The sequence below is a fragment of the Ostreiculturibacter nitratireducens genome (assembly GCF_032670585.1).
In the GTDB taxonomy this organism is placed as follows: Bacteria; Pseudomonadota; Alphaproteobacteria; order Rhodobacterales; family Rhodobacteraceae; genus Ostreiculturibacter; species Ostreiculturibacter nitratireducens.
Map to the genome: position 1 here is coordinate 1,100,832 of NZ_JAVQHL010000001.1, position 26,650 is coordinate 1,127,481.

The 26,650-nt window shown below is 66.3% G+C and carries 25 protein-coding genes and 1 tRNA gene; 10 read left to right on the top strand and 16 right to left on the bottom strand.

What is annotated here, in order from left to right:
• Nucleotides 1-32: 32 nt before the first annotated feature.
• Nucleotides 33-941, bottom strand: a complete 909-nt coding sequence (locus ABCN56_RS05280) for a fatty acid desaturase (protein WP_343079712.1) — start codon at nt 939-941, stop codon at nt 33-35.
• 113 nt (nt 942-1,054) lie between these two features.
• On the opposite strand from ABCN56_RS05280, the gene ABCN56_RS05285 reads away from it, so the two are divergent.
• Together ABCN56_RS05285 and ABCN56_RS05290 are read left to right on the top strand one after the other, a co-directional pair.
• Nucleotides 1,055-1,915: a helix-turn-helix domain-containing protein gene (locus ABCN56_RS05285; RefSeq protein ID WP_343079713.1), complete on the top strand. Its 861-nt coding sequence runs from the start codon at nt 1,055-1,057 to the stop codon at nt 1,913-1,915.
• A gap of 74 nt (nt 1,916-1,989) precedes the next feature.
• The gene (locus ABCN56_RS05290; protein ID WP_343079714.1) at nt 1,990-2,856 is read left to right on the top strand and encodes a CE1 family esterase; all 867 of its coding nucleotides are present in this window, start codon (nt 1,990-1,992) and stop codon (nt 2,854-2,856) included.
• 14 nt (nt 2,857-2,870) lie between these two features.
• On the opposite strand, the gene ABCN56_RS05295 is transcribed toward ABCN56_RS05290, so the two are convergent.
• The 7 genes from ABCN56_RS05295 to ABCN56_RS05325 form a co-directional block, all read right to left on the bottom strand.
• Nucleotides 2,871-4,337 (bottom strand): carnitine 3-dehydrogenase, encoded by a 1,467-nt coding sequence (locus ABCN56_RS05295; RefSeq protein WP_343079715.1) that lies wholly within the window; start codon nt 4,335-4,337, stop codon nt 2,871-2,873.
• A 12-nt stretch (nt 4,338-4,349) separates the two neighbouring features.
• Nucleotides 4,350-4,691 (bottom strand): hypothetical protein, encoded by a 342-nt coding sequence (locus ABCN56_RS05300; protein ID WP_343079716.1) that lies wholly within the window; start codon nt 4,689-4,691, stop codon nt 4,350-4,352.
• 47 nt (nt 4,692-4,738) lie between these two features.
• Complete coding sequence (locus ABCN56_RS05305) at nt 4,739-5,227, bottom strand: lipocalin family protein (RefSeq protein WP_343079717.1); 489 nt, start codon at nt 5,225-5,227, stop codon at nt 4,739-4,741.
• The gene (locus tag ABCN56_RS05310) at nt 5,224-5,775 is read right to left on the bottom strand and encodes a hypothetical protein (protein ID WP_343079718.1); all 552 of its coding nucleotides are present in this window, start codon (nt 5,773-5,775) and stop codon (nt 5,224-5,226) included. Before ABCN56_RS05310 ends, ABCN56_RS05305 begins: the two co-directional genes overlap by 4 nt.
• A complete protein-coding gene (gene bcoG / locus ABCN56_RS05315; protein ID WP_343079719.1) occupies nt 5,772-6,686 on the bottom strand; it encodes a 3-dehydrocarnitine:acetyl-CoA trimethylamine transferase BcoG in 915 nt (304 codons plus the stop codon). The genes ABCN56_RS05310 and bcoG overlap by 4 nt, the downstream gene beginning before the upstream one ends.
• Before the next feature lie 115 nt (nt 6,687-6,801).
• Complete coding sequence (locus ABCN56_RS05320) at nt 6,802-7,842, bottom strand: aldo/keto reductase (RefSeq protein WP_343079720.1); 1,041 nt, start codon at nt 7,840-7,842, stop codon at nt 6,802-6,804.
• 70 nt (nt 7,843-7,912) lie between these two features.
• On the bottom strand, nt 7,913-8,347 hold the full coding sequence (locus tag ABCN56_RS05325; protein WP_343079721.1) for a DsrE family protein: 435 nt from the start codon (nt 8,345-8,347) through the stop codon (nt 7,913-7,915).
• A gap of 215 nt (nt 8,348-8,562) precedes the next feature.
• On the opposite strand from ABCN56_RS05325, the gene ABCN56_RS05330 reads away from it, so the two are divergent.
• From ABCN56_RS05330 to ABCN56_RS05345, 4 genes are all read left to right on the top strand, one after another.
• A complete protein-coding gene (locus ABCN56_RS05330; RefSeq protein WP_343080122.1) occupies nt 8,563-9,213 on the top strand; it encodes an ImuA family protein in 651 nt (216 codons plus the stop codon).
• 117 nt (nt 9,214-9,330) lie between these two features.
• Nucleotides 9,331-10,554, top strand: coding sequence for an MFS transporter (locus ABCN56_RS05335; protein WP_343079722.1), 1,224 nt, complete (start codon nt 9,331-9,333; stop codon nt 10,552-10,554).
• A gap of 75 nt (nt 10,555-10,629) precedes the next feature.
• On the top strand, nt 10,630-12,348 hold the full coding sequence (metG, locus tag ABCN56_RS05340) for a methionine--tRNA ligase (RefSeq protein WP_343079723.1): 1,719 nt from the start codon (nt 10,630-10,632) through the stop codon (nt 12,346-12,348).
• 273 nt (nt 12,349-12,621) lie between these two features.
• Complete coding sequence (locus ABCN56_RS05345; RefSeq protein WP_343079724.1) at nt 12,622-13,029, top strand: hypothetical protein; 408 nt, start codon at nt 12,622-12,624, stop codon at nt 13,027-13,029.
• A gap of 80 nt (nt 13,030-13,109) precedes the next feature.
• On the opposite strand, the gene ABCN56_RS05350 is transcribed toward ABCN56_RS05345, so the two are convergent.
• From ABCN56_RS05350 to ABCN56_RS05360, 3 genes are all read right to left on the bottom strand, one after another.
• Nucleotides 13,110-13,316 (bottom strand): cold-shock protein, encoded by a 207-nt coding sequence (locus ABCN56_RS05350; RefSeq protein WP_343079725.1) that lies wholly within the window; start codon nt 13,314-13,316, stop codon nt 13,110-13,112.
• 174 nt (nt 13,317-13,490) lie between these two features.
• Nucleotides 13,491-13,574 (bottom strand) — tRNA-Leu (locus ABCN56_RS05355).
• 56 nt (nt 13,575-13,630) lie between these two features.
• Complete coding sequence (locus ABCN56_RS05360; protein ID WP_343079726.1) at nt 13,631-14,095, bottom strand: Lrp/AsnC family transcriptional regulator; 465 nt, start codon at nt 14,093-14,095, stop codon at nt 13,631-13,633.
• A 109-nt stretch (nt 14,096-14,204) separates the two neighbouring features.
• On the opposite strand from ABCN56_RS05360, the gene putA reads away from it, so the two are divergent.
• Nucleotides 14,205-17,657: a bifunctional proline dehydrogenase/L-glutamate gamma-semialdehyde dehydrogenase PutA gene (gene putA, locus ABCN56_RS05365; protein ID WP_425466082.1), complete on the top strand. Its 3,453-nt coding sequence runs from the start codon at nt 14,205-14,207 to the stop codon at nt 17,655-17,657.
• 68 nt (nt 17,658-17,725) lie between these two features.
• Nucleotides 17,726-18,466 (top strand): rhomboid family intramembrane serine protease, encoded by a 741-nt coding sequence (locus ABCN56_RS05370; RefSeq protein ID WP_343079728.1) that lies wholly within the window; start codon nt 17,726-17,728, stop codon nt 18,464-18,466.
• Between the two features lie 79 nt (nt 18,467-18,545).
• On the opposite strand, the gene ABCN56_RS05375 is transcribed toward ABCN56_RS05370, so the two are convergent.
• Both ABCN56_RS05375 and ABCN56_RS05380 read right to left on the bottom strand, forming a co-directional pair.
• The gene (locus ABCN56_RS05375) at nt 18,546-19,337 is read right to left on the bottom strand and encodes an inositol monophosphatase family protein (protein ID WP_343079729.1); all 792 of its coding nucleotides are present in this window, start codon (nt 19,335-19,337) and stop codon (nt 18,546-18,548) included.
• Between the two features lie 106 nt (nt 19,338-19,443).
• On the bottom strand, nt 19,444-20,349 hold the full coding sequence (locus tag ABCN56_RS05380; protein ID WP_343079730.1) for a LysR family transcriptional regulator: 906 nt from the start codon (nt 20,347-20,349) through the stop codon (nt 19,444-19,446).
• Between the two features lie 104 nt (nt 20,350-20,453).
• Here ABCN56_RS05380 and metF point away from each other — a divergent pair, with 104 nt between their 5' ends.
• Nucleotides 20,454-21,320, top strand: coding sequence for a methylenetetrahydrofolate reductase [NAD(P)H] (gene metF / locus ABCN56_RS05385; protein ID WP_343079731.1), 867 nt, complete (start codon nt 20,454-20,456; stop codon nt 21,318-21,320).
• Between the two features lie 73 nt (nt 21,321-21,393).
• Complete coding sequence (locus ABCN56_RS05390) at nt 21,394-21,882, top strand: PaaI family thioesterase (protein ID WP_343079732.1); 489 nt, start codon at nt 21,394-21,396, stop codon at nt 21,880-21,882.
• Here ABCN56_RS05390 and ABCN56_RS05395 read toward each other — a convergent pair.
• From ABCN56_RS05395 to ABCN56_RS05405, 3 genes are all read right to left on the bottom strand, one after another.
• On the bottom strand, nt 21,866-22,963 hold the full coding sequence (locus tag ABCN56_RS05395) for a DUF2235 domain-containing protein (protein WP_425466072.1): 1,098 nt from the start codon (nt 22,961-22,963) through the stop codon (nt 21,866-21,868). The genes ABCN56_RS05390 and ABCN56_RS05395 overlap by 17 nt on opposite strands.
• Nucleotides 22,944-25,247, bottom strand: a complete 2,304-nt coding sequence (locus ABCN56_RS05400) for a xanthine dehydrogenase family protein molybdopterin-binding subunit (RefSeq protein WP_343079733.1) — start codon at nt 25,245-25,247, stop codon at nt 22,944-22,946. The genes ABCN56_RS05395 and ABCN56_RS05400 overlap by 20 nt, the downstream gene beginning before the upstream one ends.
• A 65-nt stretch (nt 25,248-25,312) precedes the next feature.
• A complete protein-coding gene (locus ABCN56_RS05405; RefSeq protein WP_343079734.1) occupies nt 25,313-26,458 on the bottom strand; it encodes a type III PLP-dependent enzyme in 1,146 nt (381 codons plus the stop codon).
• Between the last annotated feature and the right edge of the window lie 192 nt (nt 26,459-26,650).

The following is a 26,650-nucleotide window of genomic DNA, read 5'->3' on the forward strand; positions in this document are numbered from 1 at the left end:
CCTTCTCTCACGCCTTCGTAACCGGCGGAAGCTCAGTCCTGCCGCATCAACGGATGCGGCACCGGGTCCTTCGCGCGGAACAGGTGCTTGCGAAACACCTCCGAGTAGGAACCGTAGCGATAGCCTTCGTTCCGCGCGAGCACCTGCTCGCGCCGCTCCGCGTAGAGCGCGGGCAGGCGGTACCAGGCGACCCTGGGGTGGGCATGATGCACGGCATGGAAATTGTTGTTGAGGAACAGGAAGGCCAGAGGCCCGCGGTCCTCGATCACGACAGAGCGGCCGCGCGCCTTCTCGTGCGCCCGGTGCTCGAGGAAGGTGCGGATCTTCAGCATCCCGTAGGCGGCATAGGCCGCGAGGACATAGGCCCAGACCGGCATTGCGCCGAACGCCAAGAGCCAGGCCAGAACCATCGCGACGCCGATCGCATGCAGCACCCAGGCATCGCGCACCTTCCGGTCTCCGCCCCGGATCGCGCACCAGTCGCTCCGCACGAAGGCCACGGTGGAAATCGCCGGACCAAGTAGCATGCGCCCGGCCAGCGTGTTGTTCATGCGCAGAAGCCGCCGCATCGGACGCGACAGCCGCTCCCAGATCGCCGGGTCGAGGTAGTTGGATTCCGGGTCGTCGTAGGGATCGGTCAGGAACTCGTCACGATGATGCGCAAGATGCGTGTCGCGAAACCGCACATAGGGCACGACGAGCGTGAAGCCCGGGAACACCAGCGCCTCGTTCAGCGCGCGCGATCTGAACGGGTGACCGTGCAGAATCTCGTGCTGGAGCGAGGAGAAAAGCGCGATGGACAGGGTCGCGAGCACGAAGGCGAATGGCGCAAAGGCAGACCAGAGCGGCCCTACCGAAAGTGTCCAGACCATGTAGCAGGCGGCAATCAGCCCGAGCGTCGGCCATTCGATCCCGCCACGCCCGGCATTCGTGCTGCTCATCTTCGCTTTGCCCTTCCGGATTTTTCCTTTGAATTCCGTCTATTCCGGCAGGGGGCCGAGGCGAATTCTGGATTTGATTAACAAAATTCTACGAATGTGATAATTATCAACAAATGCCACACCGAGTCGACAAACGCGCACGCGCCGCCCAGTTCCGCGACCGCCTGTCCCAGGCGATGGCCGACAAGGGCATGACCCAGAGCGCGCTCTCCCGCGCCATCGCGGTGGACCGGTCCACCATCTCGCAGCTGCTTTCGGGCCAAGGCGCGCGGCTTCCGAACGCGCAGGTCGTGGCAGAATGCGCCTCGGCTCTCGACGTCTCCGCCGACTGGCTTCTCGGCCTGACCGAGCGGCCCGAACGCCTCGCTCAACTCCTCGCCGCATCGCTCACGATGACGGAGGCCCCGCGCGCCCTGATCGACGAGACGATCTTCGCCTGGCACCGAGAGGCCGCGGGCTACAAGATCCGTCACGTCCCGGCGACACTCCCGGACATGCTGAAGACCCACGCCGTGCTGCGCTGGGAATATGAACCGCACCTCGGCCGGACCGTCGACCAGGCGATCGGCGCTTCGGAGGACCGCCTCGCCTGGATGCGCAGCTCGGGCTCCGACTACGAGATCGCGATGCCGATCCACGAGATCGAGGCTTTCGCCCGCGCCGAGGGGTATTACCGCGGGATCGATGCTGCTATCCGCCGCCAGCAGCTCGACTGGCTCCTCACGGTCCACGACCAGCTTTACCCGAGCCTGCGTATCTTCCTTTTCGACGCCCGCCGCGTCTTTTCCGCGCCGATCACGATCTTCGGGCCCCTGCTCGCGGTGCTCTACCTCGGCCGGAACTACCTTGCCTTCCGCGACGTCGAGCGTGTCCGGAGTTTCACCCAGCATTTCGACTGGCTTGTGCGCGAAGCCGAGATCGCAACGCGCGACGTGCCGGAACTTCTTCGCTCGCTCCGGGATGGGATCGGCTGACACCACTTCGATTCAGCAAAGCGACGGAAACAGGCTCAGTATCCGTTCACGTAACAAACGCCCTGGAGGTTCCCGTGCTGCGCCTCGCCGTTGCCCTACTCGCCCTGCTCTGCGCGCCCGCCCTTGCCGAGACGCAGAAGGTGGAGCTTGGCGGGCGCAGCTACCTGGTCGACCTGCCGGCCCAGACCGAGGGCGCTCCGATGATCCTCGTCCTGCATGGCGGCGGCGGGAACCCGGCGCAGATCGCGCGCAACTCGGGCTTCAGCCGCCCGGCCAACGCTCAGGGCTACGCCGCGATCTACCCCGCGGGCTCCGGTTACACGCGGCTTCTCACCTGGAACGGGGGCTATTGCTGCGGCTACGCGGCCCGTGCAGGCATCGACGACATCGCCTTCCTAGACCGGGTGATCGCCGACGCGGCCCGACGCTTCGGGCTCGATCCCACCCATGTCTACATCACCGGAATGTCGAACGGGGCGCTCCTGGCCGAGGCTTACGCGGCCGCGCGCCCACGCGCCGTCCGCGCCGCCGCTGGCGTATCGGGCACGCTCGACCTCGCGTCGTTTCCGGTCCGCGGCTCCGTCCCCCTTCTTCACATCCACGGCACCGCCGACACGCACGTCCCCTTCGGCGGAGGACGCGGCAGCGAAAGCCTGACGGATACAAACTTCACCGCCGTGAACGACGTGATCGCCGCCTTTCGCCGCGCGAATGGGCCGGGACTTGTCGAGACCACGCGCGTGATCGACCCGGCCGAAGACGGGCTGCGCACGGTCGAAACGACGTGGTCGAAGGGAGGCCGCCCGCACGTGCGCCTCCTCGCAGTCGAAGGGGGCGGCCATGTCTGGCCAGGCGGACGGCGCGCCGCCCGCCAAGGCGGCGGCACGCGCGACATCGCGGCAAACGAAGAGATCCTGCGCTTCTTTTCCGAACACCGGTGACGGGAGACCCCCGTCTATCGGCGCTGCCCGACAGACCGTCCGGCGCCCTCGGGCAGCGCCAGCTTCGCATGAGCCGCGCCGATCTCGGCCATCCTGCGCGCCACTTCCGGGCCCGGAGCGCTGGCCCGCCGGGTCTCGAGGCTGACGTGGATCATGATGTGTTCGCCCGTGGCCTTCAGGTCATCCCCGACGCGCATTTCGTGGAAGAGGTGCATCTTCTTGCCCTCGCCTGAAAGAAGCTGCGTCCGGATCTCCAGCCGCTCGCCAGCATGGACCTCGCCCAGGTGCCGGATATGCGTCTCGGCGGTGAAATAGCTGCCGCCAGCCGCAATGTAGTCCGCGTCGCAGCCGACGATCTCCATGAACCGGTCACTGGCGTCGCAGAACGCCTGCAGATACCGCGCCTCGTTCATGTGGCCATTGTAGTCGGTCCAGTCGAGCGGGACCGCGCGGGCGACAGTCAGGATCGGGCCGGAGATGTCGGGTCGCTCCTCGCCGCGCAGCCTCTGGTCCTGCTCGCGCAGCAGCGCGCCAGCCCCCCATCCCGCGCTCTGCGCGCCGCCGTTGCCCTTGAGGGACCGCATGATGCCCACGAGGTTCGCATCCCGGATGCGTTCCAGTTCGCGGATCGAAAAGCGCCCCGACTGCGCGTCGGACTGATCGGCCACGGCGTCAATGAGCTCGTCGGTCAGCTCCGGCACATCCATGAGCTTCGTCCAAGGCCATTCCAGGCAGGGTCCGAACTGCGCGATGAAGTGGCGCATCCCAGCCTCGCCACCCGCGATGCGGTAAGTCTCGAACAGACCCATCTGCGCCCAACGCAGGCCGAATCCGTAGCGGATCGCGTTGTCGATCTCCTCCGTCGTGGCGATCCCGTCATTGATGAGCCACAGCGCCTCGCGCCAGACTGCTTCGAGGAACCGATCAGCGATATGCGCGTCGATCTCGGCCTTGATGTGTAGGGGATACATGCCGATCCCGGTCAGGACCTCCTTCGCGCGCTCCACCACCTCTGCCGGGTTCGCCGGCGAGGGCACGAGTTCCGCGAGCGGCAGGAGATAGACCGGGTTGAAGGGATGCGTGACGACGATCATTCCCGGCGCCGCCGCGCCTTCCTGAAGCTCCGACGGCTTGAAACCAGAGGTCGAGGAACCGATGACCGCGCCCGGCGCCGCCGCCTGGATGTCACGATAGACGCGGTGCTTGATGTCGAGCCGCTCCGGAACGCTTTCGGTCACCCACTCCGCGCCCGAAACCGCATCCGCGAGCGAGGAATGGAACGAAAGCTTACCTTCGGACGGCAGCACCACTTCGTGAAGCCCGGGCAGCGAGCGGCGCGCGTTGGCCAGAACCTCGCCGATCTTGCGCTCCGCTTCCGGGTCCGGGTCGAAGACCCTGACATCCCAGCCCATCAGAAGGAACCGTGCCGCCCATCCGCCGCCGATCACGCCACCGCCAACTATCGCCGCCGTTCTGGTCATCATTCGTCCTCTTCAAGGGCAGCGGGTGAAGCGGATGGGTTCGCCACCGCCGAACCAGCGCCAAAGCGTGCTCTCGTCTTCCAGCATGAGAACGGTTCCGTCCTCGTATTCCTCGCCCTCCGCCGCGCAGGAGAGATCGAGCGCCCACCAGTTCCACCCCTCGCGCCCGGTGCGGGAGGTGATCTTGCAGAAATTCTCGAGTCCGTGAATTTCGGTCCCGGTGATTTCGATCGGCGCGGGGTCGTGGCTGCCAATCTGGTCGGCGTAGCGGCACCAGTCGGGCGCGGCGGTCCAAATACCCTCGAAGGGCAGAGGCTGGTCCGCCGCCCCGGGCGCAGCGGAGAAGGCGGCCACCAAGGCAACCGCAGACGCGCGGGCGGCAGCACCAAAGGTCGCTTGCATCATAGTCCGGCCAGCCCCGTCAGATCATATCCGTTGAAGTCCATCGCCTCGCGCGCAGCGGCCAGCAGGTCCGCACGCGGCGTCGGCGAGCGCGCCACGATCCGCCCTACATCGCCCGACGGCGAGCCGAGAGCCGCCACGCGGTAGTCGCCATCGATCCATAGGATCCAGACCTCCCGCCGACCGAAGGATCCCTCCATCGTGAAGCGGCCCGGGCCTGTCAGGCGCGCGTCGGCCACGAAGGCCCGCGACCCGTTCGGCCCGCAGGAGGTGCCCGTAACCCGGAACCGGCCGGGAGCGACCGGCGCCCACGTCTCGGCCAGCGGGCCGCAGCCGGATTCCGCGCCGTAGGCCTCGACCACATGCCAGACATCGACGAAGCGCGAGGGGTCGAAAAGGGCGGAGGACGCGATCATGGTTCCCGCGTCCCGGTTGCCGGCGACCGGAGCGGCGCATCCGGCCAGCAGGGCCAGCGCGAGGATCGTCATTCGAGGCATTCGGTCACCAACCCGCCGAGTTCGTTCAGAACGTCCTTGCACCCGTAGATCGGCGTGATCGGCGCGCAGGTCCGCGACCGCGCGAGGCATCCCCCGATGCAGTCGCTCGCCTTGCTGCAACGTTTCCCTGCATCGCGCGGGGTCGTGTAGCACATCATCATGGCGGTATCGCCCCAGGACGAATAATTGCCGCCCTTCCTTTCGCAGGCGATCTGCGCCTGCGACTTGACCACGACTGGCACAGGCTCTTCCTCGGGCGCGGCTTCGGCGTCCTCGGCCCCTGCTTCGGCCGCATCCTCCGTCGCATCGGCAGTGGGCTCGGCCTCCGCCGGCTCGTCAGCTGAATGCTCGGCAGCAGCCTGATCCTCCACCTCTTCAGGCTCCCCCAGCCGCGTCGGCCTCGGCGGCGGCGCATTGTCCGGCGCCGCTTCCCAGCCTTCCGGCGAGCCGATTTCGGCAGGCGCCTGCACCCCCTCCTGCGCAACGCAGGCAGCCAGCGCGAGGGTCAGAATGAGTGCGAGAGTCGCCCGGAGTCTCATGCCACGACCGGGGCCCGCTTGACGAGGCCGAGCTTGGCACGAACCTCCTCGGGGCCGATCACGCGCGCCCCCAGGTTCTCGATGATCGAAGCCGCCCTTTCGACGAGTTGCGCGTTCGTCGCGAGTTGCCCCTTGCCGAGCCAGAGATTGTCCTCGAGCCCCACGCGCACGTTTCCGCCCGCGAGAACCGCCGCAGCGACGAAGGGCATCTGGTGCCGCCCCAGGGCAAAGGCCGAGAAGTGCCAGTTTTTCGGCACGTTGTTCACCATAGCCATGAAGGTGTTCAGGTCGTCGGGCCCCCCCCACGGCACGCCCATGCACAGCTGGACGAGCGCGGGTTCCTTCAGCACGCCGATCCGCACGAGCTCCTTCGCGTACCACAGGTGCCCGGTGTCGAACGCCTCGATCTCGGGCTTCACGCCAAGGGCCTCCATCATGGTCCCCATCGCGTGCAGCATGCCGGGCGTGTTCACCATGACGTAGTCGGCTTCCGCGAAGTTCATCGTGCCGCAGTCGAGGGTGCAGATCTCCGGCAGGCACTGGCGGACATGTTCCATCCGCTCCGAAGCCCCCGCCATGTCGGTGCCCCCGACCGATGGCAGCGGCTGTTCCGGCCCGCCGAGCACGAGGTCGCCCCCCATCCCTGCGGTGAGGTTCAGCACCACGTCGACGTCGGCGTCGCGAATCCGGTCCGTCACCTCTCGGTAATATTCGAGCTTCCTCGACGGTTTCCCGGTATCGGGCTCCCGGACGTGGCAATGCACGATCGCCGCGCCCGCCTTCGCCGCGGCGATCGCGCTTTCGGCGATTTCCCTGGGGCTGCGCGGCACATGCGGGGAACGGTCCTGCGTGCCCCCCGATCCGGTCACGGCACAGGTGATGAAAACCTCGCGGTTCATTTCCAACGGCATCTGCTCCCTCCCCTCAGGCGCGGCCCCAACAGATGCGATTCATCCGGCCAGAGCAAGGCCCGGTGGCGACACGCACTGCGCGAATGCGGCACATTGTGCAACCGACCGGAGAACATCAGTACGGCATCGGGTGCGCACGGTGCGCCGCCGAAATCTCGGCGATCACCTCGTCGCTCAATTCGACGTCTTCCGCGCCCAGCGCATTCTCCAGCTGTTCCGTTGTCGTGGCGCCGAAGATCGGAACGACCGGGAAAGGCCGCGTCAGCGTCCAGGCGATCGCCATCTGCGCCGGGTCGAGGCCGTGCCGCGACGCGATTCCGAGATAGGCAGACACCGCCTCCCACACGCGTGGCGTCACCCGCCCGCCCAGTTCCGGCACGATCGACCGGCGCGAGCCTTCGGGGATCACGTCACCCGCGTATTTCCCCGTGAGGAGCCCCGCCGCGAGCGGCGAGAACGCGAGAAGCGTGACATCCTCGTTGTATCCAAGTTCGGCAAGGTCGCCATCGTAGATCCGGCAGAGGAGCGAATATTCGTTCTGGATCGACATTGGACGCGGCCCATGACCGGCCTCGGCGAGCCTCAGCCACCCCGCCATACCCCAGGCGCTTTCGTTCGACAGGCCGAAATGCCCGATCTTCCCCTCGGCCTTCAGCGCCGCGAGCGTCTCGAGCGCCTCGACCATGTGCGCCTCCGTCACCGCGCGGTCCTGGTTCCTCGGGTCGTAGTTCCAGATCTTCCGGAAGTGATAGCTCCCGCGGTTCGGCCAGTGGAACTGGTAGAGGTCGATATGATCGGTCTTGAGCCGCCTCAGCGACGCCTCGACCGCGCGCCGGATGGAATCCGCGCTGATCAGTTCGCCGTTCCGCGCCCTGCCGCCTTCGCCCGCGATCTTTGTCGCGACCACCCATTCGCCGCGTCGTCCGGTCTTCTCGAACCAGTTCCCGATGATCTCTTCGGTCCGGCCGATCGTTTCGACCGACACGGGGTTCACCGGATACATCTCGGCCGTGTCCATGAAGTTCACGCCGCGATCCCGCGCCATCTCGATCTGGACATGCGCGTCCGCCTCCGGCGTCTGTGTGCCCCAGGTCATCGTGCCGAGGCAGAGGCGGGAAACTTCCGGGCCGTCGCGGCCAAGCGTGACTGTCTTCATCTTGCCCTCTCGAATGATTGGCCCCGAACCCTAGCGGGATCGGGGCCGAGGGCAAGTGTGCAGGCTGGCCTCAGGGCCGGACGTAGGCATAGCCTTGCTGCTGCAGCTCGATCAGCCGCACGACGCCGGAGGGCACGACAGTCGCCTCGCTCATCAGCGCGATGTCGTGGCCGGCCTTCTTCTGCATCCCCTCGAGCGTGTTGGCGCAGGCGGCGAACGAGATATCCTCGAGTTCGAGCGCCATAGCCTTCACGCGGTCCTCGACGGGGCTCTGTCCCGGAATGAGCATGTTCAGCCCCGGCCCGTAGGCCACCATCTCGATCACCACCTTGTCGCCCTGCGCTGTGTAGTAGTTGCTGACGTTCTGCGCGTTGTTCAGCGCCATGTTCAATACCGCGGGATCGTTTTGGTTGACATGGATGGCCACGTGATGGGTCTGGCCTTCGGCAAAGGCCGCCGTCGCGCTCAACGCCAGGGCCGCGCAGGTTGCTGCAAGCTTCTTCATAGGTTTCCTCCCTTGATCTTGTTGTCCGGAACTCCCTTTCCGGAGCTTTGAATGGTATTCGAATTTCTCGATCTGTCTTCCCCTTTTTTCCCTCGCTGGTTGCGCCTCACGGGGGAGCTATTGAGAACAAAGGCGGAACATTATATTCTTTAGACGTGACGACTCATGCCCTGCCCCCGACGATCTCGCGAAATCGCGCGCGGCCGCGCGCGCCGTTGCCCTTCCTCGCTGACGGGGCCGCGGATGGCGGGGCGGGCCTTGGGCTTGCGCGGGGACGGGTGCATGAATTCTGTGGCCCCGCACGGCGGACGCTCGCGCTTCTCGCCGCGCGGGGGGCGGAGGGGCCGGTCCTGTGGATCGCGGCCGCATGGCAACCGGAGCGGCTCAACCCCGATGGGATCCGTCCGCTGATCGAACCGGGCCGGCTTATCTTTGCCTCGCCGCGTCGGGCCGAGGATCTGCTGTGGTGTCTTGAAGAGGCGCTGCGGGCGGGCGCGGTGCCCATCGTCGTGGGCGACCTGCCGGAGCCCCCCGGCCTGACCCCGGTGCGCCGGTTGCAACTCGCCGCCGAACAGGGTGCCGCCGAAGGGCGGGTCGCGCCTCTCGGCCTGATCCTGACCCCTGGCGAAGGTGGCGCACAGGGCGCCGAAAGCCGCTGGCACCTCGCCCCCCGGCATGGCCCCGGCCAGGCTGGAGTGCCGGGTGCGGGCGCGGAGGCGGACGCCTCGCGCTGGCGGCTAGAACGCCGCCGCGCCCGCACGGATCCCCCGGCCGCCTGGGCCCTTACGGCCCGCACCGGCAAGGACGGGCGGGAGGAGATCCGGACCTCCCGCGTGGCCCCGGCGGCCACCCCGAGCCAACACTGACGCCCCACGCCGACGCGGCGTCACGAAACGATCGCGCCAAGTCACCGTCGGTTTTAGGCTGGTAAAGCGGCAGCGTGCGCGACATGGTGCTGCCGAACAAATCTCGACCGGCACCGAATGCGCCTCATCATCTCCCTCGCCGCACTCTTCCTGTCGGTCGTCCTGCTGCAGCTCGGCGCCGGCGGCCTGGCGCCCATGGACGCGCTTTCGGGCGTGCAACTCGGCTTTTCGAAGTCCGAGATCGGGACACTCGGCTCGGCGCATTTCCTCGGCTTCTTCATCGGCTGCTGGTGGGCGCCCAGACTGATGGGCGATGTCGGCCATTCCCGCGCCTTCGCGGCCTTCTGCGCCGCTGGCACGATCGGCATCCTCGCGCACATGATGGTCGTCTCCCCCCTGGCCTGGGCGGGGTTGCGGCTGCTCGCGGGGCTCTGTGTCGCGGGCTGCTACACGGTCATCGAGGCATGGCTCCAGGACAAGGTCACGAACGAAACGCGCGGCCGCACGATGGGGATCTATCGCGTGGTCGACGTCTTCGGCAGTCTGGGCGCGCAGCTTGTCATCGGTGTGCTCGATCCGGCGACCTACTTTTCCTACAACCTCCTCGCGCTCCTCTGCTGCGCCGCCCTGCTGCCGGTGATCATGACGAAGACCGAGCAGCCGCAAACGCCCGCCGCCCCGAGGCTCCGCCCCTGGCTCACGTTCGAACTTTCGCCCCTCGCCGGGTTCGGCGTCATCGTCGCCGGCGTCTCAGGCGCAGCGTTCCGCATGGTCGGCCCCCTTTACGGGATCGAGGTCGGCCTTTCCGCCGACGCCATCGCGCTTTTCCTGGCGGCATTCGTCCTTGGCGGGGCGATCGCCCAGTTCCCTATGGGCTGGCTCGCCGACAAGTATGAACGCCGGCAAGTGCTTGTTGGCCTTTCGATCGCGGCGACCTTCTCCTGCGCGATAACCATCGCGGCATCGGACGCCGGCACCACCGCCGTCTACCTCGCCGCCGCCTTCTTCGGCTTTGCCACGCTGCCGATCTACTCGGTCGCCGCCGCCCATGCGCACGACTTCGCCACCTCCGCGGAGCGCGTGGAGCTGTCGGCTTCGCTCATGTTCCTCTATGCGCTCGGTGCCATCGCCTCACCGGTAATCGCCTCTGCGCTGGTCGAGGTCTTCGGCGCCTCCGCCATGTTCGTCTTCATCTCCCTCGCCCATCTCGGGCTCCTGGCCTTCAGTCTCGTCCGGATGCGCGCCCGCCCCGCGCCCGAGGAACGCACGCCCTACGTCTACACGCCGCGCACCAGCTTCCTCGTCGGCCGCCTCTTCTCCCGGATGCGCGACCGCCAATAGCCGCGGCAATGCCTCTGGCCCTCGGCGCCCAAGGGCTGTAAATCGGCGCCCGAGACAGGCGAAAAGGCACGGCGCATGGCACGGATTCTGATCACCTCGGCGATCCCCTACATCAACGGGATCAAGCACCTCGGGAACCTCGTGGGTTCCCAGCTTCCGGCCGACCTCTATGCCCGCTTCATGCGCGCCCGCGGCAACGAGGTGATGTTCATCTGCGCCACCGACGAACACGGCACCCCGGCCGAGCTCGCCGCCGCCAAGACCGGCGAACCGGTCGAGGTCTACTGCGCGCGCATGCATGGCGTGCAGGCCGAGCTCGCCAAGGGCTTCCGCCTGTCGTTCGACCATTTCGGCCGCTCCTCCTCGGCTCGGAACCACAAGCTCACCCAGCACTTCGCCGGCAAGCTCGCCGAGAACGGTTTCATCGCCGAAGTGACGGAAAAGCAGTTCTACTCCGTCGCCGACGGCCGCTTCCTTCCTGACCGCTACATCGAGGGCACCTGCCCGAACTGCGGATACGAAAAGGCGCGCGGCGACCAGTGCGAACACTGCACGAAGCAGCTCGACCCCACCGACCTGATCGAACCCCGCTCCGCGATCTCGGGTTCCACCGATCTCGAGTTGCGCGAGACGAAGCACCTTTACCTGCGCCAGTCGGCGCTGAAGGGCGAACTCGAGGCCTGGATCGATTCCAAGACCGACTGGCCGATCCTGACCACCTCCATCGCCAAGAAATGGCTTCACGAGGGCGAGGGCCTTCAGGATCGCGGGATCACCCGCGACCTGAAATGGGGCGTGCCGGTCAGGAAGGGCGAAGAAGACTGGCCCGGAATGGAGGGCAAGGTCTTCTACGTCTGGTTCGATGCGCCGATCGAATACATCGCCGCGACCGCAGAATGGGCGGATGCACACGGACATTCGGATTCTGAATGGGAACGCTGGTGGCGGACCGACAAGGGCGCCGAAGATGTTCGATATGTGCAATTCATGGGCAAGGACAACGTGCCGTTCCACACGCTTTCCTTCCCCGCTACGATCATGGGATCGCGCGAGCCGTGGAAGCTTGTCGACTACATCAAGTCGTTCAACTACCTCAACTACGATGGCGGCCAGTTCTCCACTTCGCAGGGGCGCGGCGTCTTCATGGACCAAGCGCTGTCGATCCTGCCGTCGGATTACTGGCGCTGGTGGCTCCTTTCCCACGCGCCGGAAAATTCGGACAGCGAGTTCACCTGGGAGAATTTCCAGGCCGCGGTGAACAAGGACCTCGCCGACGTGCTGGGGAACTTCGTCTCCCGCGTGACGAAGTTCTGCCGCTCCAAGTTCGGCGAGATGGTGCCCGAGGGCGACCAGCTCGGCGAGCGCGAGGCGTTGCTCATGGAAGAGCTGCGGACGCGCATCCGCGCCTATGAAGACCACATGGCCGCGATGGAGATCCGCAAGGCGGCGGGCGAACTCCGCGCGATCTGGGTGGCGGGCAACGAATACCTGCAAGCAGCGGCACCCTGGACCGTCGTGAAGGAGAACCCGGCGGCCGCGGCGGCCATCGTCCGGCTTTCGCTGAACCTCATCCGCCTCTACGCGGTCCTGTCCGAGCCCTTCATCCCGGACGCGTCGGCGGCAATGCTCGCCGCCCTCGGCACCGAGGAGCGCAGCTGGCCCGAGGAAATCCAGGTGGCGCTCAACGTCCTGCCGCCAGGCCATGCCTTCACCACGCCGGACGTCCTCTTCCGCAAGATCGCGGACGAGGAGCGGGAGGAGTGGCAGAAGAAATTCGCAGGCGTACGGACTTGATCTGACGCATCACGACGACGCGAAGACACAGGCACTGACATCGAAACAAGGCTTGGCCCGCCCCGGGATTTCCGGGGGCGGTGCTGGCCCATGTTTCCTGTTGATACAGGTCAATGTGTCTTTTTCGAACGGAGATATCTTTCTCTATATCGGCGTCAGTTGGGGATTGCGGCGCCAAGGGATAGTCGACGAATTCCGCAAGCACCAAAGACGCCGGTACGCCTCGGGTCCGGCGCGGTGTCGCATCCGAGTGGCATTCAGCGGGAGGTCGCAATGCCGCAAATCTCTCACATGTTCTTCAAGGCCTCGGCAATCTTCCTTGTCATCGGTGTCCTGATCGGACTGCAGATGTCGATCACGAACGAGCACGATGCCGCCGGCGCGCATGCTCATCTCAGCCTGTTGGGCTGGGTGTCCTGCGCACTTTTCGGCGGTTACTACGCGTTCAACCCGGAAAAGGCCGCGACGAGAATTGCCGTTCTGCATTTCTGGACCATCGTCGTCGCCACGGCGCTGATGACCGGCGCGCTTTACCTGCTGCTTCTGGGTAACGGCGCGATGGTTCCGCTGGTCGCAGCGGGCTCGTTCCTGTTCTTCGCAGGAAGCCTTCTGTTCCTGTGGATAGTGTTCACGCGCGTGAACGAGACCTTGCCGCGCGCAGACAGGCCAATGGCCGGCTAGTTATTGCCGCCTGGTCGGTCACACAAAACGAAACGGGCGGGGTTTGAACCCCGCCCGCCAACTCAATTTCGCTCTGAAATTCAGGCGAGTTCAAGGTTCGACGCGGATTCGCGGCCGTCGCGGCCGGCCTCGATGTCGAAGTTGACCTTCTGACCGTCCTTGAGTTCGCGGATCCCGGCGCGCTCGACGGCCGAGATGTGGACGAACACGTCTTTCTTGCCACCCTCGGGCGCAATGAAGCCGTAGCCCTTGGTGGTGTTGAACCATTTCACGGTGCCGGTGGCCATCGTGATGTCTCCTTCATGTCATGCCGCCCGCGGAAGTGCGGCGGCCCGGCGCAGTCAGTGCAAGATCGAGGGACTGCGGCCAGTTACGGAGACAGTGGTCGATAGAGATAACGTCGCTGCGTCCCATATGCGCTCAGAAAGGCAAAAAATCAAGGAGATTGCGCCTCAAACCATTGGTACCCGCGGCCGGACTCGAACCGGCACGGCCGAAGCCTAGGGATTTTAAGTCCCCTGTGTCTACCATTCCACCACGCGGGCAAGCGGCGCGATCCTAACCTATGCGCCGGCGGCGTAAAGGCTAGTCGGACAAGGAACTAGAGCCCGGTTTCCTTGACGGCCTCCATCGCCACGTAGGTCGAGGTCGATGCGACGTGGGGCATCGTGGAAATCCGCTCGGCCATGACACGGCGGTAGTCGGCGATGTCCCGTGTGCGGACCTTGAGAAGATAGTCGAACCCACCGGCGATCATGTGACACTCCTCCACCTCCGGCGCGGCCCGGGCAGCGCGGTTGAAGGCCTGGAGTGCGGACTCCCGCGTGTCCGAAAGCCTCACCTCGACGAAAGCGACGTGGGCAAGGCCCATACGGATCGGCGAAAGGACCGCGCGGTAGCCCTGGATCACGCCCGCATTTTCCAGCCGCTTCACGCGCGCCTGAACCGGCGTCTTCGTCAGGCCCACACGTTGGGCGAGGTCCGTCATGGATATGCGGCCGTTTTCCGACAGGGCGGCAAGAATCGCGGTGTCGATCCGGTCGAGCTCCGGTAGATCATTTGACATGATATTTGACCTCTATTTGGTCGTTTCGTCTATCCATTAGCATCCTTTGGCCGGAACGTCTTCCCTTTGAACGATATCATGGGTCGTTCTCATGGAGACCCAAATGCAGATGCCTTCCCAAGACCCCTGGATGACGATCGAAGCCGGCAGCCTTGCCCCCGAAGGCCCGCTTCTGCGCCGCCTCATCGACGCGGCCGCTCTGGACGAGATCGCAAGGATCCGGATCGCGAAGCGCGGCGCGGCGCTGGTCAAACGCATCCGGGCAGACCAGCGGCCGGGCCTGATGGAGGTATTCCTAGCGGAATACGGGCTGTCCACCGAGGAAGGGATCGCGCTGATGTGTCTCGCGGAGGCCCTCCTGCGGGTTCCCGACGCAGACACGATGGACGCGCTGATCGAGGACAAGATCGCGCCGTCCGACTGGTCGCGCCACCTGGGCCAGTCGACCTCGCCGCTCGTGAACGCCTCGACATGGGCGCTGATGCTGACGGGCAAGGTGCTCGAGGACCGGGAGCCGGGCGTCGTGGGCCATCTGCGCTCCGCGGTGAAGCGGCTCGGCGAACCGGTCATCCGCGCCGCCGTCGGACGCGCGATGAAGGAAATGGGGCGCCAGTTCGTTCTTGGCGAGACGATCGGCTCGGCAATGGAGCGCGCCTCGCGTCAGGAGGCCGTAGGATACAGCTATTCCTACGACATGCTGGGCGAGGCCGCCCGCACCATGGGCGACGCGCGGCGCTATGCCAAGGCCTACGCGACCGCCATCGCCGAGATCGCGTCGGCCTGCAAGTCAGATGACATCCGGGCCAATCCGGGCATCTCCGTGAAGCTCTCCGCGCTCCACCCCCGGTACGAGGTCGCGCAGGAAGCCCGCGTGATGGAGGAACTCGTTCCCGTCGTCCGCGACCTTGCCCGCAAGGCCAAGGCAGCGCGGATGGGGCTCAACATCGACGCGGAGGAGGCTGACCGGCTCGCCTTGTCGCTCAAGGTGATCGAAGCGGTCCTCGCCGATGAGGAACTGGCCGGCTGGGACGGCTTCGGCATCGTCGTTCAGGCCTATGGCCGCCGCGCGGGCGCGGTGATCGACTGGCTCTACGGGCTCGCGAGCCGCCTTGACCGGAAGATCATGGTGCGCCTCGTGAAGGGCGCCTACTGGGATGCCGAGGTGAAGCGGGCCCAGGTCATGGGGCTCGAGGATTTCCCGGTCTTCACCCGCAAGGAAGCGACGGACGTCAGCTACATAGCCAACGCGCGGAAGCTTCTCGGGATGACCGACCGGATCTATCCGCAATTCGCCACTCACAACGCCCACACCGTCGCAGCCATCCTCGACATGGCCGGGAACCGGCCCTTCGAATTCCAGCGCCTGCACGGGATGGGTGAGCGCCTGCACGACATGATCCTGAAGGAAGAAGGCACGCGCTGCCGGATCTACGCACCCGTCGGCGCGCATCGCGACCTTCTCGCCTACCTCGTCCGCCGGCTTCTCGAGAATGGGGCGAACTCGTCTTTCGTGCACCAGATCGTGGACGAGGATGTGGCCCCCGAGGTGGTTGCCTCCTGCCCGCTCGACGCGGTCGAGGCGCTTCTGCCCGACCCCCGCAACACGGCGATCCGCCGCGGCCCGGACCTGTTCGAGCCCCAGCGCGGAAACTCGGCAGGCTTCGACCTCAGCGAGAGCGGCGTGCTTGCGGCCATCGAGGCCGCGCGCGCGCCCGCTGCTGCGGCAAAAGCCGCCGCCGCGCCGCTGATCGCCGGAGCAGTCGCAGCCACGACGGCGAAGCCCGTCGTGAATCCGGCTACGGGCGAACAGGTTGGTGAAGTCACCGAGGCTACGGCGGAAGACGTCGAAACTGCCCTGGCGGCCGCCGCGCCGTGGCAAGCGAAAGCCGCCGATCGCGCCGCAGTCCTGAAGCGCGCGGCGGAGCTTTACGAGGCCGATTTCGGCCCGATCTTCGCGCTTCTCGCACGCGAGGCCGGCAAGAGCCTTCCCGACGCCGTATCGGAACTCCGCGAAGCCGCGGATTTCCTGCGCTATTACGCCGCGCAGGCGGAGGGCCTCGACCGCCCGGCGCGCGGTGTCTTCACCTGCGTCAGCCCCTGGAATTTCCCGCTGGCGATCTTCACCGGCCAGGTCGCTGCAGCGCTCGCCGCGGGCAACGCGGTCCTCGCCAAGCCGGCGGAGCAGACGCCGCTGATCGCCGCGCATGCGGTGCGCCTTCTGCACGAGGCCGGCGTGCCGGCGACCGCGCTCCAACTCCTGCCGGGCGACGGCCCGACCGTCGGCCGGGCGCTGACCTCCGATCCGCGCGTCTCTGGCGTCGCCTTCACCGGATCGACGGAGACGGCCCAGGCGATCGCCCGCGCGATGGCCGCGAACCTCGCACCCGGCTCGCCGCTCATCGCCGAGACGGGAGGTCTCAACGCGATGATCGTCGACTCGACGGCGCTCCCCGAGCAGGCGGTGCGCGACATCGTCGCTTCGGCCTTCCAGTCGGCGGGCCAGCGCTGCTCGGCGCTGCGTTGCCTCTACCTGCAGGACGACATCGCCGAGACGGTCCTCGAGATGCTCTTCGGCGCGATGGACGAGCTTGCGGTCGGCGACCCCTGGGCGCTGTCGACCGACGTCGGCCCGGTGATCGACGCCGAGGCGCTCGCCACGATCCGCGCGCATGTCGACAGGGCCCGCAGTGAGGGCCGTGTACTCAAGGAACTCGCCACGCCTCTCACCGGCACCTTCGCCGCCCCGACGGTGCTACGCGTGAAAGGCATCAAGGACCTCGAGCGCGAGATCTTCGGTCCGGTGCTGCATGTCGCGACGTTCCGCGCCGCGCACATGGAACGCGTCATCGCGAACATCAACGCCACCGGATACGGGCTGACCTTCGGGCTCCACAGCCGGATCGACAACCGGGTGCAGGAGGTGACCGAAGCGGTGCGCGCGGGCAACCTCTACGTCAACCGGAACCAGATCGGCGCCGTCGTAGGCTCGCAGCCCTTCGGGGGCGAGGGGCTGTCGGGCACGGGACCGAAAGCTGGCGGGCCGCACTACCTGACTCGCTTCACGGCGGCGGCGCAGGCGCCCCTGTGGGAAGACGCGCCCGGCTCGGCGGAAGGCGAAGCCGCGCTGGCGAAACGCATCGCGTCGGCAAAGGTCCCCGCCACGCCGATCGCGAGCGAAGACATGCCGGGCCCCACGGGCGAATCCAACCGTCTGACGCTTCACACCCGTGCGCCGGTTCTCTGCCTCGGCCCGGGGGCGGAATCCACGCGTGAGCAGGCGAAGGCTGTGAACGAACTCGGCGGCATCGCCATCGAGGCGCCGGGCGTGCTTCCCGCGGGCGCTCTCACCCGGCTGTCGGGCTTTTCGGCGGCGATCTTCTGGGGCCCCGAAGCCGAAGCGCGTCGGCTTGCCACCGAACTCGCAGCCCGACCCGGGCCGATCCTGCCTCTCATCACCGGCATGCCGGATCGCGGTCACGTGACGCTCGAGCGCCACACCTGCGTGGACACCACCGCGGCGGGGGGCAACGCGGCGCTTCTTGCCGAGGCGGCATCCGCCTGACGGTTCCGCCCGGCACTGCCGGGCGGCACCCGCTTGACGGGCGGACGAGGACAGGCGAGCCTCGACCCATGTTTCCGATCCGCGATCACAACCCTTCCGACCGAACGCCAGTCGTCACCCTGGGGCTGATCGCGGTGAACATCCTCGTGTTCCTCGTCTCGCTCCCGTATTTCTCAAGCGAGCGCGCGCTTTACGCGTTCTTCGGGGATTGGGCGATGATCCCGGCCGCCATATCCTCGGGGCAGAACCTGCACGGCCTCTTCACCTCGATGTTCCTGCATGCCGGGTTCATGCATCTTGCCGGCAACATGCTCTTCCTCTGGATCTTCGGGGACAATCTCGAAGACCAGATGGGGCATGTGGGCTTCCTCGCCTTCTACGTCATCTGCGGTCTCGCCGCCGCCGGGGCGCATCTGGCCGCCGATCCGATGAGCCGCGTGCCCACCGTCGGCGCCTCCGGCGCGATCGGGGGCGTGATGGGGGGGTACCTCCTCCTCTTCCCCAAGGCGCGAGTCGATGTCCTCCTGGTCTTCGTGATCTTCTTCCGGGTCGTGGTGCTTCCGGCATGGATGATGCTCGGGCTTTGGTTCCTCATGCAGTTGCTGAGTGGCGTTGCCGTCGACGCCTCGATGGGAGGGATCGCCTATTGGGCGCATGCGGGCGGTTTCCTCACCGGGCTCGCGCTTACCGTGCCGGTCTGGCTCCGACGCGGCGCGCGCAGCTACTGGGACCGGACGGCGGGACGCCCGCCCCACCCCGAGAGCCGCTACTCGCGTTCATCGGTTCCGCTGATCCGGCGCAAGAAATGACAATGCCGCGCGCGGGCTCCCGGCAACCGCCGGCTCCGTCTGACGATGTCCCGGTGTTCAGAGGGCCGACAGCCCTCTGTCAGGCGCGCTCGCGCAGGATCTTGCAGAGCGGCTCGAACAGTTCGGCGTTGCCGGCGATGACGCCACCCGAGCCGAAGATGTCGTAGCCCTCGCGCAGCGGGCCGGTGAAGCCGCCCGCCTCACGCACGATGACCAGCCCTGCGGCCATGTCCCAGGCATTGAGCCCGCGTTCCCAGAAGCCGTCGTAGCGGCCCGCGGCCACATAGGCGAAATCGAGCGCCGCGGCGCCCCAGCGGCGCACGCCGGCGCAGACGGGCATGAGGCGCGCAAGGTCCTGAAGCGTCGCGGGCAGGGTCGAACGGCCACCGAAGGGAACGCCGGTGGCGAAAATCGCCTCGATCATGTTCTTGCGTCCAGAAACGCGGAGCCGCGTTTCATTGAGGAAGGCGCCGCCGCCCTTCTCGGCCCAGAAAAGTTCATCCTTCGCCGGGTCGAAGATCACCCCGGCCACGACTTCGCCCTTGTGCTCAAGAGCGATCGAAACGGCCCAGTGCGGCAGGCCGTGCAGGAAGTTCGTCGTCCCATCCAGCGGATCGACGATCCAGCGGCGGGTCGGGTCCTGACCCTCGGCCTCGCCCGTTTCCTCGCCAAGCCAGCCGTAGCTCGGCCGCGCGCCCATCAGTTCTTCCTTGATGATCCGCTCAGCCTCGCGATCTGCGCGGCTAACGAAGTCGCCGGCGCCCTTCATCGAAACCTGCAGGTTCTCGACCTCGCGGAAATCCTTCACGAGGCTCCGGCCGGCCTTTCTCGCCGCCTTGATCATCAGGTTGAGATTGGCGCTGCCTTGCATCGGGGGGGCTCCTTGTCGTCAAGCCGCCGCTATACGCGCGCAGAACCGCAATGTGAAGCCGCCGATCCCCGGCAAGCGCGTGATTTTCGCGGAAATACTCCGCCGATCACGCCCTTTGCAGCTTCATCGGCTCGGTCCGGCCTAGGCGGAGCACATGCGCCATGTATGGCTTCACCGCGTCTTCCTCCCGCACCGCGGCGTAAAGGCGCTTCGTCAGCCCCTTCTCCGTGACCGGGCGGGTGACGTAGTCCGGCTGGTATCTCACCTCGCGCAGGACCCAGTCCGGCAGCACGGCGACCCCTCTGTTCGCCGCGACGAGCATGAGGATCACGGCTGTCAGTTCGACCTGCCGCACGGCCCGGGGTTCGACCTTGGCGGGCGTCAGGACCTCCGTGAAAACGTCAAGCCGGGTGCGCTCCACCGGATAGGTGATCAGCATCTGGTCGCGGAAGTCGTCCGCCGTGACGAAGGGCTTCTCCGCTAGCGGGTTCTGCGCCGAGGCGACGAACAGCGGCGCGTAGTCGAAGAGTGGCACGAAGGTAATGCCCGGGATTTCCTCGGGGTCGGAAGAAATGACGAGGTCCACCTCCTCCCTCAGAAGCGCGGGCATCGCGCCGAAGGCGAGGCCGGGGCGAATATCCACGTCGACGTCGGGCCAGGCGCGGCGGAAGCGGTCCAGCACGGGAAACAGCCAGTCGAAACAGGCGTGGCATTCGATGGCGATGTGCAGGCGTCCCGACTTTCCCGACCGAAGGCCACGGAATTCCTCCTCGAGCGCCTCGACCTCGGGCAGCACCCGTTCGGCCAGACGCAGAAGTTTCATGCCGGCAGCCGAGAGTTTCAGGGGCTTCGACCGGCGCACGAACAGTTCGACCCCGGCCTGCTGCTCGATCCCCTTCACCTGGTGTGACAGTGCGGACTGTGTGATGTTCAACTGATCCGCAGCACGGGCGAGCCCGCCGGCCGTATGGATCGCGCGGATCGTCCTGAGGTGTCGGAATTCCAGATGCATGAACGGCCTTTATGCAGAATGACTCATGTTCATGTTGAATATTATGAATTGGCTTCAATTTTCAAGGCGTGCCAAAAGGGGGGCAACGAAAGGACGCCAAAACCATGACCACGCCCCGTGTTTCATTCGAATTCTTCCCGCCGCAGACGCTCGATGCCTCTTTCCGGCTTTGGGAAACCGTTCAGGCCCTGGCCCCGCTGAACCCCTCCTTCGTCTCGGTGACCTATGGCGCTGGCGGGACGACGCGGCAGCTCACGCATGAGGCGGTGACGACGATCGGGGCGAATTACGGCCTGAACGTCGCCGCGCACCTGACCTGCGTCGACGCGGCGAAAACCGACACCCTCGCCATCGCGGACAGCTACGCCGCCGCCGGTGTGACCGAAATCGTGGCGCTTCGCGGCGACGCGCCCAAGGGCACGCAGAGGTTCCGGCCGCATCCTGAGGGTTTCGCCTCCTCCGTCGAACTGATCGAGGCGCTGGCGGATACCGGCGATTTCAACATCCGCGTTGGGGCCTACCCCGAACCGCACCCGGACGCCGCCGACACCGCCGCCGACGTCGCCTGGCTGAAACGCAAGATCGACGCCGGCGCCACTTCGGCGATCACCCAGTTCTTCTTCGAGGCAGAAACCTTCTTCCGGTTCCGCGACGCCTGCGAAAAGGCGGGGATCGACGCCCCGATCATCCCCGGCATCCTGCCGATCCAGTCCTGGGCCGGCGCGAAGCGGTTCGCGGCGCGCTGCGGCACGAACGTGCCCCAGTGGGTGGAAGAAGCGTTTGCCGCCGCCGAACGGGACGGGCGCGAGCAGCTTCTCGCCACGGCGATCGCGACGGAACTCTGCGACGACCTGATCCGCGGCGGGGTGGACGATCTGCACTTCTACACGCTGAACCGCCCGGCTCTGACGCGCGACATCTGCCACGCGCTCGGCGTGGTGCCCGAAGTCAGCCTTCAGCGGGTCGCGTGACACCCCTTGCACCGGTTGCTGCAGAGGATAGCCTGACCCCGGCCCCGATTTCCGGGCGCCGGGGAGGTGCATCTTGACCGAGCCGTTCATCGCCACGAAACACGAGGACGTCGCCACGCGCGAAGTCCTCCTGTCTCAGTCGGGCTACGACTTCATGCGGGGGATGCTCGAGGGCCGCATCGCCCATCCAGCGATCGCGGGCACGCTCGGATACCACCTGCACCTCGTCGAGGAGGGTCGGGTGATCTTTCGTGGAGCGCCTGCCTTCGCGCACACGAACCCCGTCGGCGCCGTGCACGGCGGCTGGTACGGCACGCTGCTGGACAGCTGCATGGCCTGCGCCGTGATGACGATGGTGCCGAAGGGTCAGTTCTACACGACGCTGGAATACCGCGTGAACATCACCCGCGCCCTGCCCCCGGGCACCGAGATCGACGCGGAAGGGATCATTCAGCACATCGGCCGCACGACCGGCGTGGCGAGGGGCGAAATCCGGGGCGTCGCGGACGGGAAACTCTACGCCACCGGCTCCACCACATGCCTCATCATGGATGGCCGCTGACCGGCTCCCCCAGCGTTTCGATCGGGCGCACGATGAAGGCGCGGGGTTTCTTGCGATGGCCCAGCGCCGTGGGGTGCAGGCGTTCCGACGGATCGTTCCCCGCCACGCGCGGCGCGCGGAACAGGAAGACTTTTCCCCATCCGGACCAAGTTCCGATCGACGGCGCCTCCGGATCCGTCAGGAAACGCCCCCGCCAGTCCGGCGGGAGCGTGAGCCCCGCAGCCTCGGCCCGCTCGAGCATCCAGGCGAGCGGAATGTTCGACAGCGGCCGCGCCGCCTCTTCACCGCCCAGCTGACCACCGATGTCGCCATGCGTGCCCCGGAACCAGACCTGCTCCACATGCCCTCGAAACTCCGGAGGACATTCCCACAGAACCGGCTCGTAGACCGACCGCGTTTCATCGAGCGCGAGGGCATGAAACCCGTTGAGGATCGTGGGACCAAGGTTCTGGTTGTGGAAGCGGTGCTGAGGCTCGGTAAGGACCCACAGCAGGGGAAGGCGCAGCCCGAGTGCCTTGACTGTGTCGAAGACGCCGAGCATCTGGATATCGACGCCAGTGTGGCAGAAGCGCCGGACGAATTCCTTTTCGGCGGGCCGCTCGGTTTCCGCCTGATAGTATCGATAGGCGAGCGTGATGTTCCGCTCCGTCGCGGCGTCCGCGCGCAACAGCCCCACCTGGTCGATCATCCCTGCGAGAGAGCGGACCGCGAAGGCGCCGCGGGAATAGCCGAAGAGGAAGATGCGGTCGCCCGGCCGATAGTGGCTCGCCAGCCAGCCATAGGTGCGCCGGATCTGCCGGTTGATCCCGCGACCCATGGCGACGTCCGTCGTGTTGCGCCATTGCCGCCACTGCACGCCTGCCTCGTAGTAGAGGACCTGCTGGGTCCTGATCGGCATCGACAGGAGCAGCTTGTAGATCAGCCCGATGTTGGTTTCCTCACCGTCTTCAAGCGAGGACATCGTTCCGTCCAGGAGTATCACGTGATCGCAGGGCTCCCGCCCTCGCATCGGCGCATGGGTTTCGACCCGGCGCGCGACACGGAGGAGCCTGAGGATGCGATCAGTGAACTGGCGCAACACTCTCCTCCCTGGCCTCCTTCAGCCACGTCCAGACACGCAGCGGCGTGAGCGGCATCTGCACTTCGCGCACGCCTTCATCCCAGAGAGCGTCAAGAACCGCGTTCGTTATGGCGGCAAGAGCCCCGACGGTTCCAGCCTCCCCGCAGCCCTTCATTCCCAAGGGGTTGCCGGTGGCGGGAACAGGTTCGGTCGTGAAACGGATCATGGGAATATCTTCCGCCCGTGGCATCGCGTAGTCCATGAAAGTTGCCGTGAGCAGCTGGCCCGACGCATCATGGACGGCGTTTTCGCAGACCGCTTGGCCGAGGCCCTGGGCAACGCCCCCGTGGATCTGCCCCTCGACCAGTTGCGGGTGCATGAGATTGCCGAAATCGTCGGTGACGGTGTAGGCGAGAAGCTGTATCTGCCCGGTTTCCGGGTCCACCTCCACCTCCGCGATATGGGCGCCGTTCGGGTAGGACCGGTGGTCGAGCTCGATCTCCCGCTTGTGCCGCAGAAGGTCGTTCCGCCCCGAAGCGCGCGCCTGCTCCGCAGCTTCGAGCAGCGTCATGACCCGGTTGGACCCCAGCGCGCGGAAGGCGCCCTCGTCGAAGTCGACATCGGCCTCCGGAACGTCGAGCGCATCGGCGACGAAGGGCGTGAAGGCCTCGATCGCGGCCTCGACGGTGGCGAGCGTCGCCGTCGACTGCACCGTGACCGATCGCGATCCCCCCGTGCCGCCACCCTTCGCGATCAGGTCGCTGTCGCCCTGGACGATGCGGATCTTGTCCAGCGGGATGCCCGAGGTGTCGGACAGGAACTGCGCGAAGACCGTCTCGTGTCCCTGCCCGTTCGACTGGGTCCCGACGAAGAGCGACACGGTGCCGTCCTCGTTGAAGGCGATTTCCGCGGTTTCATTGGCGTCACCCAGGATCGCCTCGATGTAGTAACAGGTTCCAAGCCCTCGGAGCTTGCCGGCCTTGGCCGATGCTGCCCGGCGGGCGGCGAAGCCCTCCAAATCCGCCTCCGTCCGCGCTCGCGCCGCGGCGCGTGGAAAATCGCCCACGTCGAAGACCTCCCCCGCGACTGTATCGTAGGGGAAATTCCGGATGTAGTTCTTGTCGCGCAACTCCCAGGGATCGACGCCGAGGACGCGGGCGGACTTGTCGATCAGCCGTTCCAGCGTCGTGATGGACTCCGGGCGCCCCGCACCGCGGTAGGCGTCGGTCTGCGTGGTGTTGGTGTAGATGCCCTTCGCCGAAACGAAAGCCGTCTTGATGTCGTAGACCCCGGTCATCACCTTCGACGCGACCTCCGACTGTATAAGCTGGCCGAAGTTCGAATTATAGGCACCAAGATTTGACAGAATGTTGACGCGGTAACCGACGATGCGATGGTCCGCGTCGAAGGCGAGCTCCGCGTCGGAGATGAGGTCGCGCCCGGCATTGTCCGAAAGCATCGATTCCGTCCGGTCCCCCGTCCAGCGCACAGGGCGGCCGAGCGCCCGCGCGGCATGTGAGATAACGAGGTATTCCGGATAGTTGAACGACTTCATGCCAAAGCCGCCACCGACGTCCGGCGTCGTGACGCGGACGGCCTCTTTCGGCAGGCCGAGGCTCTCGGCAAGCTCGTCCTTCTGGTTCCAGACGCCCTGCCCGTTGAAACAGAAATGCAGCCGCGAGCTGTCCCATTCAGCGAAGGCGACGCGAGGCTCCATGGAGTTCACGATTATCCGGTTGTGCACGGTGCGCAGCGACACCCGATGCGCGGCGCCGGCGAAGGCGGCCTCGGTCGCCGCCTCGTCGCCGATCGCCCAGTCGAAGGCCAGGTTGCCGGGCGCCTCGGGGTGGATCGCCTCGCCCCCGACGGAGATATCCAGATGGACGGGAAGCTCCGCGAAATCGAATGCGATTGCCTCGGCCGCGTCCTTGGCCTGCGCCAGCGTTTCCGCCACCACGCAGGCGATCGGCTCGCCGACGAAGCGCACCCGCCCCTTGGCGAGGACCGGCCGTTCCGGCCTCGCGCCCCTCGATCCGTCGCGATTCCCGATTGGGACGCTTCTCATCCCCAGCTTGACGCCCGCCTCCTCCAGATCGGCCGAGGTCAGAACGGCCACGACACCCGGCATTCCGGCGGCATCCGAAGTATCGAGCGCCGTGATCTCGGCATGGGCGACCGGAGAACGCAGGAAAAAGGCGACAAGCGCATCCTGCGGCGCGATGTCATCCACAAAGCGGCCGTGCCCGGTCAGAAGCCTGATATCCTCAAGCCGCTTGACGCTCTGGCTCTTGCCGAATTTCGACATCTGCTCCTCCCGCACAGCCCTCTAGACCAAAGCCTAGCGGCTGCACGGGAAGGTGCCAATGCTCCTCAGCCGCGCAGGCTCATCGTGGTGGCGATCGTCATGTCGCCAAACCCGTTGAAACGGGTGTTGGTGGCCGACGAATAGGCGCCCATCCCGTGGAAGACCACGTAGTCTTCCTCCGACATGTCGACCGGCAGGCCAAGCTCACCCGGCAGCTTGTCGACGCTGTCGCAGGTCGGTCCGAAGACGGTGCGCAGACGCGGCTCGCCCTCGCGGCGGGCGCCATCGGGCGAGATGACTTCGGCGCGGTCGATCAGGCCCGCGAGCGGAAGTTCGGCGAGGCCACCGTATACGCCGTCGTTCAGGAAGACATGGTTGTCGTCCCGGATAGCCTTGACACGGGTGGCGAGGCTGAAGGCTTCCGCCACGAGGCCCCGGCCCGGCTCGCAGACGAGCGCGGGACGGTCGTCGCCGAAGGCTTCGGTGGCGACGCGGTCGATCAGCGCGAAGATCGCTTCGAGTTGCGGCAGCTGTCCGCCCACGCGGTGCGAAGGGAAGCCGCCGCCGACGTTCAGCCGGCGCGCCTTGACGCCCGCGTTGCGGCAGATTCCCGCAGCGGTACGGATATAGGCGTCCCAGGCCATCGGATCGGTGCACTGGGTGCCCGGGTGGAAGGTCAGCGAGGGCACGAAGCCCAGCCGCGCGACTTCGGCCAGAAGCTCGGAGGCGAGTTCCGTCGTCGCGCCGAATTTCGCGCCGAAGTTATAGGCCGCGCCGTTCACCGGCAACTTGAAGCGCACGGAGATCTCGGTGCCCTCCGCCGGAACCATTTCCGCGAGCTTTGCCAGCTCGCTCCGGCTGTCGACGGAATAGGACTTCACGCCCTGCTCGACGGCGAAGGCGATCTCGGCGCGCGACCGGACGGGGTTGTTGTAGTGCAGCGCCGCACCCGGGGCGAGGCGGCGGATCATCGCGATCTCGTTGGGCGAAGCGACGTCGAAGCCCTTGATCCCCGCAGCGACGAGGTTCTGGACCACCATCTCGTCGGGGTTCGACTTGACCGCGTAGGTGACGAGCCCGGGGAAGCCCGAGAGGAAACGGCGCGCGGTCGCTTGCAGGACCATCGGCGCGAAGAACAGGACCGGGTTGTCCGGCTGCTGAGTGCGGAGGAGTTCGGACGGTTGCGCCCAGATTGTTTTCGAGAGTCCCATCGGCGTTGCCTTTGCCAAAGAGACGCAGCCACCTCTTGCCCCGGCTCGACGGGTCGGGAGACGCTTACGCGTTTCAACCAACCAGGCCAGGTGCGTATGAGCCGCCCTTTTCCTGAAAACGAAGTGCGGGGGATATGGGGCACATTTCTACCGATCGAAAGAGTAGATTTGCCGCACAGGATCGTTAAATTG

What these genes read in the sequence shown, in the direction of transcription:
- ABCN56_RS05280 (WP_343079712.1), bottom strand. Translation starts at nt 941, where the DNA reads ATGAGCAGCACGAATGCCGGGCGTGGCGGGATCGAATGGCCGACGCTC.
- ABCN56_RS05285 (WP_343079713.1), top strand. Translation starts at nt 1,055, where the DNA reads ATGCCACACCGAGTCGACAAACGCGCACGCGCCGCCCAGTTCCGCGAC.
- ABCN56_RS05295 (WP_343079715.1), bottom strand. Translation starts at nt 4,337, where the DNA reads ATGACCAGAACGGCGGCGATAGTTGGCGGTGGCGTGATCGGCGGCGGA.
- ABCN56_RS05305 (WP_343079717.1), bottom strand. Translation starts at nt 5,227, where the DNA reads ATGACGATCCTCGCGCTGGCCCTGCTGGCCGGATGCGCCGCTCCGGTC.
- ABCN56_RS05310 (WP_343079718.1), bottom strand. Translation starts at nt 5,775, where the DNA reads ATGAGACTCCGGGCGACTCTCGCACTCATTCTGACCCTCGCGCTGGCT.
- bcoG (WP_343079719.1), bottom strand. Translation starts at nt 6,686, where the DNA reads ATGCCGTTGGAAATGAACCGCGAGGTTTTCATCACCTGTGCCGTGACC.
- ABCN56_RS05320 (WP_343079720.1), bottom strand. Translation starts at nt 7,842, where the DNA reads ATGAAGACAGTCACGCTTGGCCGCGACGGCCCGGAAGTTTCCCGCCTC.
- ABCN56_RS05325 (WP_343079721.1), bottom strand. Translation starts at nt 8,347, where the DNA reads ATGAAGAAGCTTGCAGCAACCTGCGCGGCCCTGGCGTTGAGCGCGACG.
- ABCN56_RS05335 (WP_343079722.1), top strand. Translation starts at nt 9,331, where the DNA reads ATGCGCCTCATCATCTCCCTCGCCGCACTCTTCCTGTCGGTCGTCCTG.
- metG (WP_343079723.1), top strand. Translation starts at nt 10,630, where the DNA reads ATGGCACGGATTCTGATCACCTCGGCGATCCCCTACATCAACGGGATC.
- ABCN56_RS05345 (WP_343079724.1), top strand. Translation starts at nt 12,622, where the DNA reads ATGCCGCAAATCTCTCACATGTTCTTCAAGGCCTCGGCAATCTTCCTT.
- ABCN56_RS05350 (WP_343079725.1), bottom strand. Translation starts at nt 13,316, where the DNA reads ATGGCCACCGGCACCGTGAAATGGTTCAACACCACCAAGGGCTACGGC.
- ABCN56_RS05360 (WP_343079726.1), bottom strand. Translation starts at nt 14,095, where the DNA reads ATGTCAAATGATCTACCGGAGCTCGACCGGATCGACACCGCGATTCTT.
- putA (WP_425466082.1), top strand. Translation starts at nt 14,205, where the DNA reads ATGCCTTCCCAAGACCCCTGGATGACGATCGAAGCCGGCAGCCTTGCC.
- ABCN56_RS05370 (WP_343079728.1), top strand. Translation starts at nt 17,726, where the DNA reads ATGTTTCCGATCCGCGATCACAACCCTTCCGACCGAACGCCAGTCGTC.
- ABCN56_RS05375 (WP_343079729.1), bottom strand. Translation starts at nt 19,337, where the DNA reads ATGCAAGGCAGCGCCAATCTCAACCTGATGATCAAGGCGGCGAGAAAG.
- ABCN56_RS05380 (WP_343079730.1), bottom strand. Translation starts at nt 20,349, where the DNA reads ATGCATCTGGAATTCCGACACCTCAGGACGATCCGCGCGATCCATACG.
- metF (WP_343079731.1), top strand. Translation starts at nt 20,454, where the DNA reads ATGACCACGCCCCGTGTTTCATTCGAATTCTTCCCGCCGCAGACGCTC.
- ABCN56_RS05400 (WP_343079733.1), bottom strand. Translation starts at nt 25,247, where the DNA reads ATGTCGAAATTCGGCAAGAGCCAGAGCGTCAAGCGGCTTGAGGATATC.
- ABCN56_RS05405 (WP_343079734.1), bottom strand. Translation starts at nt 26,458, where the DNA reads ATGGGACTCTCGAAAACAATCTGGGCGCAACCGTCCGAACTCCTCCGC.